10 protein-coding genes are annotated in these 11,674 nt (G+C 75.8%); 2 read left to right on the forward strand and 8 right to left on the reverse strand.

What is annotated here, in order from left to right; genetic code table 11:
* Positions 1–25: 25 nt before the first annotated feature.
* On the reverse strand, positions 26–3,463 hold the full coding sequence (locus ABEA81_RS08460) for an indolepyruvate ferredoxin oxidoreductase family protein (protein ID WP_345604292.1): 3,438 nt from the start codon (positions 3,461–3,463) through the stop codon (positions 26–28).
* A 143-nt stretch (positions 3,464–3,606) separates the two neighbouring features.
* On the opposite strand from ABEA81_RS08460, the gene ABEA81_RS08465 reads away from it, so the two are divergent.
* The gene (locus ABEA81_RS08465) at positions 3,607–4,056 is read left to right on the forward strand and encodes an Lrp/AsnC family transcriptional regulator (RefSeq protein WP_345604293.1); all 450 of its coding nucleotides are present in this window, start codon (positions 3,607–3,609) and stop codon (positions 4,054–4,056) included.
* Between the two features lie 62 nt (positions 4,057–4,118).
* On the opposite strand, the gene ABEA81_RS08470 is transcribed toward ABEA81_RS08465, so the two are convergent.
* The 7 genes from ABEA81_RS08470 to ABEA81_RS08500 all read right to left on the reverse strand — a co-directional run bounded on the left by ABEA81_RS08470 (position 4,119) and on the right by ABEA81_RS08500 (position 10,831).
* On the reverse strand, positions 4,119–5,324 hold the full coding sequence (locus ABEA81_RS08470; protein ID WP_345604294.1) for an alpha-D-ribose 1-methylphosphonate 5-triphosphate diphosphatase: 1,206 nt from the start codon (positions 5,322–5,324) through the stop codon (positions 4,119–4,121).
* Between the two features lie 76 nt (positions 5,325–5,400).
* On the reverse strand, positions 5,401–6,132 hold the full coding sequence (locus ABEA81_RS08475) for an ATP-binding cassette domain-containing protein (protein ID WP_345604295.1): 732 nt from the start codon (positions 6,130–6,132) through the stop codon (positions 5,401–5,403).
* A gap of 2 nt (positions 6,133–6,134) precedes the next feature.
* Positions 6,135–7,997: an alpha-D-ribose 1-methylphosphonate 5-phosphate C-P-lyase PhnJ gene (locus ABEA81_RS08480; protein WP_345604296.1), complete on the reverse strand. Its 1,863-nt coding sequence runs from the start codon at positions 7,995–7,997 to the stop codon at positions 6,135–6,137.
* Positions 7,994–9,094 carry a carbon-phosphorus lyase complex subunit PhnI gene (locus ABEA81_RS08485; RefSeq protein WP_345604297.1) on the reverse strand — a complete coding sequence of 367 codons (1,101 nt, stop codon included), beginning with the start codon at positions 9,092–9,094 and terminating at the stop codon, positions 7,994–7,996. Before ABEA81_RS08485 ends, ABEA81_RS08480 begins: the two co-directional genes overlap by 4 nt.
* A gap of 1 nt (position 9,095) precedes the next feature.
* Positions 9,096–9,665, reverse strand: a complete 570-nt coding sequence (gene phnH / locus ABEA81_RS08490; RefSeq protein ID WP_345604298.1) for a phosphonate C-P lyase system protein PhnH — start codon at positions 9,663–9,665, stop codon at positions 9,096–9,098.
* The gene (locus ABEA81_RS08495) at positions 9,662–10,090 is read right to left on the reverse strand and encodes a phosphonate C-P lyase system protein PhnG (protein WP_345604299.1); all 429 of its coding nucleotides are present in this window, start codon (positions 10,088–10,090) and stop codon (positions 9,662–9,664) included. Before ABEA81_RS08495 ends, phnH begins: the two co-directional genes overlap by 4 nt.
* 15 nt (positions 10,091–10,105) lie before the next feature.
* Complete coding sequence (locus tag ABEA81_RS08500) at positions 10,106–10,831, reverse strand: GntR family transcriptional regulator (RefSeq protein WP_345604300.1); 726 nt, start codon at positions 10,829–10,831, stop codon at positions 10,106–10,108.
* A 190-nt stretch (positions 10,832–11,021) separates the two neighbouring features.
* Between ABEA81_RS08500 and ABEA81_RS08505 the strand changes: the two genes are divergently transcribed.
* Positions 11,022–11,597 (forward strand): hypothetical protein, encoded by a 576-nt coding sequence (locus tag ABEA81_RS08505; protein WP_345604301.1) that lies wholly within the window; start codon positions 11,022–11,024, stop codon positions 11,595–11,597.
* Positions 11,598–11,674: the final 77 nt, after the last annotated feature.

The following is an 11,674-nucleotide window of genomic DNA, read 5'->3' on the forward strand; positions in this document are numbered from 1 at the left end:
CCCCTCGTGATCAGCCCACGTCCGCTCAGGTTGCCAGATCGGCCAGCGCGGCGGAGGCCTTTTCGCGGAACGCGGACACGTTGCGCAGCTTGATCTCCTCGTAGCCGCGGATCACGTCCGGCAGGGCTGCGATCTCCGCGACCGCGTCGGCGGTGTCCGGGCGCAGGTGCTCGAGGGCGGCGCGGACCAGCGCCTGGTACTCCGGCACGAGTGCGCGCTCGACGCGGCGCACCTCGGCGCGCCCGAACGGGTCGAGCGCGCTGCCGCGCAGCCTGCGGGCGGCGCGCAGCGCGCGGAACGCGGGCCCCGCCGAGCGGCGCAGCCGGATCTTGCGGGTCATGCCGAGCGCGCGCAGCACCGGCGGGTGCAGCAGAACCGAAACGGCGGCGTCCGGGCCGAACTCGGCGTCGCGCCGCGCCCGCTCGGCCGGGTCGAGGTGCAGCCGCGCCACCTCGTACTCGTCCTTGTAGGCCATGAGCTTGTGCAGCCCGCGGGCGTAGGCGACGGCGACCCGCTCGCCCGCGTCGGTTCCCGCGCGCTCGGTGGCGATGGCCGCGACCCGCTGGACCTCCTCGGCGTAGCGGTCGGCGTAGCGCTCGTCCTGGTAGCCGGTGAGGTCGGTGACGCGGGTGGCGAGGACGTCGGCGAAGCGCGTCGCCGGCTCGGGGGCCGCGGCGGAGCCGGTGGCGGCGGCCACGGCGGCGGGCTCCGCGACCGCGGCCCGGCCCCAGCGGAACGCGGCGAGCGTCTTCTCGACACCCGCGCCGTTCAGGCGGATGGCCTGCTCGATGGCGTCCGCCGCGATCGGGATGCACCCGTGCTGGAACGCCGCCCCGATCAGCAGCATGTTCGCCGGCATGTGGTCGCCGAAGAGCGCCTCGGACAGGCCCTGCGCGTCGACGTGCAGCGCGGCGTCCGCGCGGGTGGCCGCGGCGATGCGGCCGAGGGCGTCGGCGGGGGAGCCGGGCACGGCGACGCGCCCGGTGACCATGGCCGCCGTCGGCACCACGGCGGAGCTCACCACCGCGACCGTGTGACCCGGCCGGGTGACGGCGAGGTTCGCCTCGGCGGCGGCGCCGAGCAGGTCGAAGCCGATGAGCACGTCCGCCGTGCCGGGAGAGGCGCGCAGCGCCCCGCGCACCGGCTGTTTGGCGATGCGGACGTCGCTCACCACCGGGCCGCCCTTCTGGGCCAGCCCGATCTGCTCCAGGCCCGCCGCGTAGCGCCCGTCGATGTGGGCGGCCATCTGCAGGATCTGCGACACGGTGACCACGCCGGTACCGCCGATCCCCGGCATGCGCAGCAGCACCCCGCTGTCACCGCTGAACCTGCTCGCCGGCTCGGGCAGCCCGCTGGGCGGCTCGGGCACCGGGCGCCGGGCCCGGTCACCCGGCTCCACCAGCAGGAACGACGGGCAGTCGCCCTTGAGGCAGGACAGGTCGGTGTTGCAGGACGCCTGGTGGATGCGGGTCTTGCGGCCGAACTCGGTCTCATGGGGCTGCACGGACAGGCACGTGGAGGCCTGGGCGCAGTCGCCGCAGCCCTCGCACACCCGCTCGTTGATCACGACCTTGGCGGTGGGGGTGGGCAGCTTCCCGCGCTTGCGCAGGCGGCGCTCTTCGGCGGCGCAGCGGTCGTCGTGGATCAGGACGGTGACGCCGTCGAGGGCGGCGAGCTCCCGCTCGGCCGCGGCGAACTCGTCGCGGTGGCGGACCGATGCGATCGGGTCGAGGGCGACGCCGCGGTAGGTGCCCGGGTCGGCCGTGGTGACGACCACGCGCCGCACGCCCTCCACCGCGAGCCAGCGGGTGAGCGCGGGGACGTCGAGGCGGCCCTCGGCGCGCTGGCCGCCGGTCATCGCGACGGCGTCGTTGTAGAGCAGCTTGTAGGTCATGGTGACGCCGGCGGCGACGGCCGCGCGGATGGCCAGTGACCCGGAGTGGTGGAACGTGCCGTCGCCGAGGTTCTGCACGAAGTGGCGGTCGTCGGTGAACGGGGCGAGCCCGAGCCACTGCGCGCCCTCGCCGCCCATCTGCGTGAGCCCGAGCTGGTGGCCGCGCCCGGCGCCGTCGAGCGCGATCATCGCGTGGCAGCCGATGCCCACGCCGACGAGCGTGTCGTCGCCGGTGCGGGTGGAGGTGTTGTGCGGGCAGCCGGAGCAGAAGAACGGGGTGCGTGCGGCCAGGGGGAGCGCGATCCGCGACGGCGGCTTCGGGGTGATCGTCTCCAGGTGGACGGCGGCGGTGCGGGGGAGCCGGTCGGGGCCGATGCGGGCGGCGAGCGCGCGGGCCACGTCCTCGGCGCCGACTGCTGCGCGGGCGGGCAGCAGCGTCCGGCCGTCGGGGTCGTGGCGGCCGACGACGCGCGGCGTGCCCGGCCGGCCGTAGAGCGCCGCTTTCAGGTGGTCCTCGAGGAAGGGGACCTTGTCCTCGACGACGAGCACCTCGTCGAGGCCATCGGTGAGCTCGGCGAGTGCGTCCGCGTCGACCGGGAACGGCACGGCGAGGGTGATGATCCGCAGGCCGAGCGCCTCCATGGCGGCCTCGTCGAGGCCGAGGTCGTCGAGGGCGCGCCGCACGACCGCCGCGCTCGTGCCGGACGCGAGCACGCCGAGGCGCGCGTTGCGGGCGGTGAACGCGACGCGGTTGAGCCCGGCGGCGCGGACGTAGGCGCGGGCGAGGTCGAGCCGCCGGGTGAGCGCGTCGTGCTCCGCGTCGAGGGCGGTGGCGCCGACGAGGACGCGGGGCGCCTCCTCGGCCCGGCCGGGCTTCGGCACGCCGAGGTCGAGCGCGCCCGCGTCGATCGTGGCGGCGTCGATCGTGGCGGCCGCGTCGGCGACGTCGGCCACGACCTTCATCCCGGTCCAGAGCCCGCACGCGCGGGACATCGCCACGGCGTGCAGCCCGAGCTCGACGACCTCCGCGACGGATCCGGGTGCGAACAGCGGGAGCAGCAGGCTCTGCGCCATCGGCTCGCACGAGCTGGGAACGGTGGAGGACTTGCAGGACGGGTCGTCGCCGATCAGGGCCACCGCGCCGCCGAGCGCGGTGGTGCCGGCGAGCGTGCCGTGCCGGATGGCGTCGGCCGCCCGGTCGAGACCGGGGTTCTTGCCGTACCAGAACCCGGTGACACCGTCGTGGCGCCGGCCGGGGGCCTGGCGCAGCAGCTGGGTGCCGGCGACGGCCGTCGCCGCGAGCTCCTCGTTGACGGCGGGCCGGACGACCACGCCCGCCTCGTCGAGGAACCGGCCCGCGCGCGCCATCTCCTGGTCCAGGCCGGCGAGCGGTGAGCCCTGGTAGCCGCTCACGAACGCGCGCGTGTCCAGGCCGCGCGCGGTGTCGAGCCTGCGTTGCTCCAGGACCATCCGCACGAGCGCCTGGATCCCGGTGATCAGGACGCGGCCGTGGCGGGCGGTGTACTTGTCGTCCAACGTGACTGTGGTGGGCGGCGCGGTGGGCGGCACTGTCGACCTCCGTCAGGGCGGGTACCAGGAGGAGACCGCCTCCGTCCCGCCGAGGCAAGAGCTCTGCAGCATCGGTGCATGAACACGCAAACGCCTTGTGCTTTGATCGGCTGACAGCTCGAGTTCTTTGCGCGGAGGGGCCCGTGTCCGACAACAGCGTGGTCGACGAGACCGATCGGCGGCTCCTCGACCTGCTGCGCGCCGACGGCCGCCGGACCTACTCCGAGATGGCCGTGGAGGTGGGGCTCTCCGTCGCGGCGGTGAAGCGGCGCGTCGACCGGCTGCGCGAGATCGGCGTGATCACCGGGTTCACCGTGCAGGTCGACCACGCGAAGCTCGGCCAGGGCGTCGAGGCGTTCATCGAACTGCGCTTCCTCGGCACCACGCGGGTGAGCGAGATCGTGCGCTCGGTCTCGACGATCCCGGAGGTGGACGCCGTCTTCACGCTCGCGGGCGACCCGGACGCGCTGGTGCAGCTGCGCGTGCGCGACCTGGCCCACCTGCAGCAGGTGATCGACACGCTGCGCCGCTCCGGCGTCGTGACGGGCACCCGCACCCTGATGGTGCTCGGGTCGTGGGAGCGGCGCGGCTAGCGTGTCGGGTGCGTTCCGCCGGACGCACCCGGGGGTGTCCACGGTTTCGAATTCGAGCCCGTTCAGGGTCCCTCCGCCCGCAGCACCGTCCGCACCACCGGCCAGGGCCGCCCGGCCTCGGCGAGGACGAGGTCGGCGCGGCTGCCGGGCGTGAGCGCGCCGCGGTCGGGGAGCCCGACGGCGTCGGCGGCGCCCGCCGTCACCAGCCGGACCGCGGCCGGCAGGGCCATGACGCCGTCGGCGGCGAGCAGGAACGCGGCGGCCAGCAGGCCGGAGGGCAGGTAGTCGGACGCGAGCGCGGTCACCAGGCCGCGGGCCAGCAGCTCGCGCGCCGAGGCGTTGCCGGAGTGCGAGCCGCCGCGCAGCGCGTTGGGCGCTCCCATGACCACGGGCATGCCGCGTTCCCTCGCCGCGGCAGCGGCCTCGAGCGTGGTGGGGAACTCGGCCACCGCCCCGCCGCGCCCGGCGAGCGCGGCGATCTCCGCGGCCGACGCCGGGTCGTGCCCGACGAGGCGCACGGCCCCGGTCCGCGCCAGGTCGCCCAGCACGGACAGCGCCTCGTCCCGGACGTCCAGGTTCGCCTCCCGTGCGGCGACGAACGCGTCGACGTGGGCACGCGCCTGTTCGGCGGTGAGGTCGCGGGTGCCCATCACCCACCGCTCGTAGAACGAGCGGTCGGCGTACTGGCCCTGCCCGGGCGTGTGGTCCTCGTGCGAGACGAGCGCGGTCGTGCCGAGCCCGGCCAGCCGGGTCCGCAGCGCCGCGAGCCCCCCGGCCGACCGCACGTCGAGCCGGTGCAGGATGCGGTGCTCGACGGGGCCGTCCCCGCGGTCGGCCACCTGGCGGCACAGCTCGAGCGCCGCGTCCACCGAGCGCACCTTGAGCGAGCCGTCGCCCTGCTCGAACGCGGCGCCGTGGAAGACCGTGGTGATCCCGGCGGCGCGCAGCTTGCCCTCGAACGACAGCAGGGCGAACCGCCACGGCACCTCGGCGCCCGGACGCGGCATCCGCTCGCGCTCGAGCCCGTCCGAGTGCACGTCCACGAGGCCGGGGAGGCAGTAGGCGCCGCCGCCGTCCACGTCGGCGCCCGTGCCGGCCGGGTGCGGGCCGACCTCGGCGATGCGTCCGTCCCTCACGGCGACGCGGGCGTCGTCCAGCACCCGGTCGGGCAGGACGGCCCGCACGTGCCCGAGCACGTAGTCGGCGGGCGGCCGCAGCAGCGACCAGCGCTGGGCGGTGGGCGCGCTCACGCCGGGCCGCCGGTGCAAGCCAGCATGGTGGCCTTACTGGCACAACACGGCAGCAAGGCCACCATGCTGTCACTCGCGTGCGGTCCGGGGCGCCTCATGCCGCCGCCCCGAGGACCTCGGCGGGCGTGCCCTCCGCCGCGACCCGGCCGTCGCGCAGCTCCACGACCCGGGTGGCGAGGGCGCGCATCGCGTCGGCGTCGTGGAAGACCGCGAGCACCGCGACGCCCGCGCCGGACAGGGACGCGATCAGGTCGAGCGCCCGCTCGCGGTTGGCGGGGTCGAGCGCGGACACCGGCTCGTCGAGCAGCAGCAGCCGCGGGGGCCGGACGGTGGCGGCCGCGAGGTTGACGCGCTGGCGCTCCCCGCCGGAGAGCACCCCGCAGTCGACGTCCCAGAGCGCCTCGTCGAGGGCGAGCCGGCGCAGGGCCGCCGCGGCCGCGTCGGATGCGGCGACGCGGTCGAGGCCCCGACGCCGGGCGGCCGCGGCCACCAGCTCGAGCGGGCCGGTGCGCGGCGGCGCGGCGAGGAACTGGGACACGTAGCCCAGCTCGCGGGACCGCAGCCGGGCGAGCGCGCGGTCCGGAAGGGACGTGAGCTCGACGGCGCCCTCCTCCCGGAACAGCGTGACGGTGCCGGCGTCGGGCAGGTAGGTCCGGTGCACGCAGCGCAGGAGGCTCGACTTGCCCGCACCGCTCGGGCCGGCCAGCGCGACGTGCTCGCCCGCGGCGACGTCCAGGTCCACGCCGCGCAGCGAGGCGACGGTGCGCCCGTCGACGGTGTGCAGGGTGAACGTCTTCTCGAGGCCCCGGATCCGCAGGACTCTCATGATCACCTCCGGGCCGCGGCGACGAGCCGCTGGGTGTAGGGGTGGTGCGGGTCGCGGAAGAGCTGGTCGGTGAGCCCCTGCTCGACCACCCGGCCGAGCTGCATCACGAGCGACCGGTCGGTCAGCGCCTCGATCACGGCGAAGTCGTGGCTCACCACCACGGCGGCGACGTCGCGCTCGGCGAGCAGGCCCCGCAGCAGGTCGAGCACGCCCGCGGCGACCGATGCGTCGAGGCCGGTGGTCGGCTCGTCGAGCAGCAGGACGTCCGGGTCGGTGGCGAGGGCCTTGGCGATCTGCACGCGCTGGCGCATGCCGCCGGAGAACGTGCGGACCGGGTCGTCCATGCGGGAGAGCGGCACCTCGACGCGGTCGAGCAGGTCGGCGGCCCGCGCGCGGATCGCGCCGTAGCTGCGCCAGCCCGCGGCGGTCAGGCGCTCGGCGATGTTGCCACCCGCGGTGACGTCCAGCGCGAGCCCCTCGGACGGGTCCTGGTGGACGATGCCGAGCGTCGCGATCCGGAGCTCGCGCCGGGCGGGGCCGTCGAGGGTCATGACGTCGGTGCCGCCGGCGTCGACGGCCGAGAGGAACAGGTGCCCCGCGGTGGCCGGCTCATCGCCGACGATGCAGCGCAGCACCGTCGACTTGCCGGAGCCGGACTCGCCGATCAACCCGACGGCCTCGCCCGGCGCCACGTCGAACCCGACGTCCCACGCGGCCACGATCGCCCCGGTGGACGGGCTGACGGCGGTGCCGTGCTCCGGCCCGGTGCCGGGAACGGCCGCGGCGCCCCCGGGCCCGTGCACCTTCCCGATGCCCTCGACGAGGAGCGCCCACTCCGTGCCCCGGGATGTTGCAGCAACGCCACCTTCACGCAACGACGTTGCATGGAAGTGGCCTTGCTGCAATCCGGAGGGGCGGGCGGCCGAGACGGACAGCAGGTGCAGCGGGGCCGCCGCGCGGTGGGTCGCCCGGTCGGCGTCGCCGTCCGCCACGCGCGCACACCACTCCGTGTCGCTGCACGCGAAGCGACCCGGCCCGGCCTCGACCAGGAACGTGTCGTCGGAGCCGCAGCGCACGCAGACCCCGTCGGTGCCCTCTCCCGGGCCCTCCACCTCGAACGGCACGTCGTCGAACGTCAGCGGCTCGACGTCGGTGTGCGGGGGGACCGCGAAGATCCGCTTCTCGCGCCCGGCCCCGAAGAGGCTGAGGTGCTCCGAGCGGTGCAGCCGCGGGACGTCCCAGCGCGGGATCGGCGTGGTGGCCATCACGTAGCGGCCGCCGACGAGCACCGGGTAGCCGGTGGACCTGGTGATCACCCCGTTGCGGACGAGGTCCTCGTAGAGGCTCACCCACATCGTCGAGTAGTCGGCCTCGGCGTGCATGCGGGCGCACTCGGCCACCGAGCGCTGCACGCCGCGCAGCGGCTCGGGCACCGGCACCTGCAGCACGAGCACGTGCCCGTCGTGCAGCGGCTGCTCGGGCACCCGGTGCCGGGTCTGGATCACCGTGGCCTCGCGGGAGTCGGCCGATTCGGCGCACCCGGTGCTGCCGGCGATGAGGCGGCGCAGGTTGGTGGCGTTGACGCCCGCGTCGTCGCCCTGGTCGATCACCTTGACGGTGTCGTCGGTACCGATCACGGCGAGCGTCACCTGCAGGCCGCCCGAACCCCAGCCCCGCGCCACCGGCATCTCCCGGGACCCGAAGGGCACCTGGTAGCCGGGCACGCAGACGGCGGTGAGGGCGGCGCGGCGGATCTCGCGCTTGGCGCCCTCGTCGAGGATGCCGACGGGGGCGGTCGTGGCGTCGATGCGGGCGAGGATGTCCTCGACGCCCGGGTTGGTCGTGATCGTCTGTGTCGATGTCACCGGCAGTCCCTCCCGGGAGGATCGGTGGCCACGCCGGTGGCGCGCATGGCCTGCTTGCGCTCGACCATCGACCGGAACGTGACGTAGTGCGGCAGCTTCAGGTGTTCGAGGAAGCCGGCGGAGTCCAGCCCGTCGGTGGTGAGCAGCAGCAGTTGTTCGAGGGGGCCCGAGCGGCCGAAGCGGCGGCAGGCGATGTCGAGGTTCGCCATCGCGATCGCCTTGCGCTCGTTGTGCCCGAAGCACAGTCCGTAGCCGACGTCGAAGCGGGTGCGGTCCTCGTCGGCGCCGTCGAGGTCCTCGATGGCCTCGGTCTCGGTGGCCCGGAACCGGCCGACCCGCACCGGCTTCCCGGTGTGCGGGTGCCGCACCGACAGCGGCAGGTGGCCGTGGCGGACCTCGCCGAGCGTCACCTCGTGGATGTCGCCGTCCGGGCCGAGGATCGAGCGGTACCAGAGCCCGACGAGGGCCCCGGTCTCCGCGCGGGCCATCGATGCGAGCACCGCCGAGCGTGGCGCGGGCGGCCGGGCGGGGCGGCGGGTGACGTCGAACGGCGCGGCGTCGGAGGGGGCGTGGTCCACGAGCAGGTCCTGCGACCGCAGGAACGCGGAGAACCGGGTGGGCCGGCGCTCCGCGCCGTTGGACGGACGGCCCGTTCGTGCGGACCTGTCGGACGGGGGTGTCGTTCGTGCAGGGGGAGAGGGCTCGCGCTCCAGCATCCGGCCCGTGTAGTCGGTCGTGCGGCCCAGCAGCTGCGGGCCGTCCGGGGTGCGGTGCGCGGGGACGATGCGGCGGAGCACGACCATCTCGTCCGGGTCCACCGGCTCGCTCACGGCCAGGCGGGGCAGGGTCGAGCGGTGGGCGCGCACCAGGTGCGCCGCTTCCAGGGTGTCTCCCTCCGCCTGGCGGAACGCGTCCGCGGCGGTGGGTTCGTGGTAGAGCCCGGCCTCGCCCTGCACGCGGTCCACGGCGAGCCGGAACCGGGCGCTGATCTGCGCGGTCGACGCCCACGGCGCCGGCGCGTCGTCGCGCTCCTCCCGCACCAGCCGCTCGGCCGCGAGGATCGCCTCCAGGCCGCCGCGGGCTCCCGAGTAGCCCATGTCAGTCCTCCTCGATGATCCGGGTGCTGCGGGGAATCCCCACCACAGCGCAGTCCGGGGCGATGAGCAGCAGGTCGGGTCCTGCGGGGAAGGCCGCGGCGGTCCGGGCCGCCACCAGGTCCGGCGGGCAGCCGCGGGGCGCGATCACCCGGCTGCCCGGGACGCCGGGCCCGGAGAGCACCAGCTCCGGCCCGCCGTCGAGGCCCGCGACGGCGAGCGCGACGAGCGCCGCCTCCTCGGGCGCCGCCGCACTGCCGGTGCGGACGGCCGCGAGCTCACCGGCGGCGAGCGGGCGCAGGGCCGCCACCAGCCGGGCCCCAGCGAGCGGCGCCACCGGCGCCGCCGTCGCCGTGCCGAGCGCGTCCGCCCACGCCCCGTCGGGCGTGTCGCCGAGCACGCAGACCGGGGTGTCCAGGTCGGCGAGCGCGAGCACCGGCAGCAGCGCGGCCGGCACGGCGGCGACCGGGGGCAGCGCCGCCCGCACGCCGGGGTGCGCGAGCGCGTCGAGCGTGGCGCGGAACGCCCGCTGCGCGGTGTCCCCGTCCAGCACGGGGACCGCGGTCGTGGTCACGTCAGCTCCTCGAACTCGACGACGGTCGGGGCGAGCCGCGCCCATTCCGCGGCCTCGGCAGCGGCCTCGCGGGCGGCAATGCGCCCGCACAGGTCGAGCACGTCGGCGGCGTGGGCCCGCCCGGCCTGCACCTCGGCATCGCAGATCGCGGCGGCGTGGGCGGCGGCGCGGTCGTCGCCGAGCCGCATCGACCACCCGCGCGACCCGCCCAGCTCCACCTCGGCCTGCACGGCGAGCACGTCGCCGAGCAGGAACCGCTCGCCGGCGATCGGCTCGCGCACCTGCGTGGCCACGCAGCCCACCTCGGGTGCTCGCAGCACGCGGGGCACCGCGCCGTCGGCGAGGCAGGCGTCGGCCAGCCCGACCAGCTCCTCGGAGCGCGCGAGCGCCAGCAGCGCGGCCCGCTCCTCACGCGAGAACTCCATCCCTCTCCTTCACGGCTACTCCCCCTCCGGGATCGAGCCCAGCTCGACCACCACCCGGACCGCGTCCGAGCGCATCCAGGACCTGCTGCACATGACCGGGCGGCCGCTCGCGGCGTCCCGGCTGACGCTCTCCACCAGCCAAACGGGCCGGCTCGGCTCGATCTCCAGCCCGGCGCAGACGGCGGGCGGGGGGACGTCGAGGCTCACCCGGCACCACGCGCGCACCGGGTCCACCCGTGCCACCTGCCGCAGCACCACGTCCAGCGACTCGGCGGCCTGCACCGCGAGGTCCAGGTCGGCGACCAGGTCGACCGGCACCCACTCGTCCACGCGCGCCGCGAGCAGGTCGTCGATGTAGGACTGCCGCTCCAGCCGGTGGCACGGGGTGCCGGCCGGCAGTCCGAGCGCGGCCGCGTGCTCGGTGGGCAGCGGCAGCGCCTCGATCCCGCGGACCACGGTGCGCGGGTGCGCGCCGGCCGCCGCGACCGTCTCGTGCCACGACGGGCGCCGGTCGTGCGAGATCGTGTAGTCGATGCGCCGGTTCACGAACGTGCCGGCGCCCTGCACGCGCCGCACCAGCAGTCGGCGTTCCAGCTCCTGCAGGGCGGCCCGCGCGGCCGCGCGCCCCACGCCGAACCGCCTGCCGATCCCGTGCTCCCCGTCGAGGCGGGAACCGGCCGGTGCGCCGGCGAGCTCGGCCGCGAGCTCGTCGGCGATCTCCAGGTACCGCGTGGTCGTCACGGTGGGCAACGCTGCCTGGCCGCCTTGTCCGGACAACGGCGCCGCCGGTAACGGGCGCGGAAACGGCCGTGAACGCCCGAGGCGGTTGTCGCCCGATCCGCCGGCGCACGGTCGGCCCGGACGGTCCGCACGGCTCACCCGTGACAGCGCGCACCTGCCGGTCGCGCTCACCCCGGCCGAACCTGGGCGCATGACGACGATCGAGTCGCGCCCGGTGCGGCGCATCGCGCGTGCGGTGGTCCGGCGCTGGCCCGCCGCCCTCGGGTTCGCCCTCGGCGCCGACGTGTTCCTCGCCGAGGTGACCGACGCGACCACGCACGGCTACGCGCGGCTGCTGATGCTCATGCCGCTGCTCTACGTGGTGCTGGCGGTACTGCGCCGGCGGCGCGCGAGCTGGCCGGTGCTCGGCGTCCTCGGTGGGTTGTTCGTGCTGCTCCGCGTGCAGGACCTGGTCGAGCCGGCCGTCGTGATCCTCGCCGCCGCGCTCGGCGCGACGGTCTGGGGAGCGGGCCACGGACTGCACCGCGAGCCCGACTTCCGCCTGCAGCTCGCCGGGATGGCCGGGTTCGCCGCGCTCGCGGTGGTGGGGCTCGCGGTCCACCCCGACCTCGGCCGCTACCTCGTCGCCGCCGGCATGCTCGCGCACGGGATCTGGGACTTCGTGCACATGGCGAAGGAGCGCACCGTCTCCCGCTCCTACGCCGAGTGGTGCGGGGTGCTGGACGTGACGGTCGCGGCCGGGCTGGTCGTCGTCCCCCTGCTGTGACCGGCACCGAGGGCTCGGGCTCCCGGCTGGGCTGCCGCACGCGCATCGAATCGGCCCTGGGAACGACCATTTGCCCT

This window comes from Pseudonocardia adelaidensis, from assembly GCF_039543345.1.
In the GTDB taxonomy this organism is placed as follows: Bacteria; Actinomycetota; Actinomycetes; order Mycobacteriales; family Pseudonocardiaceae; genus Pseudonocardia; species Pseudonocardia adelaidensis.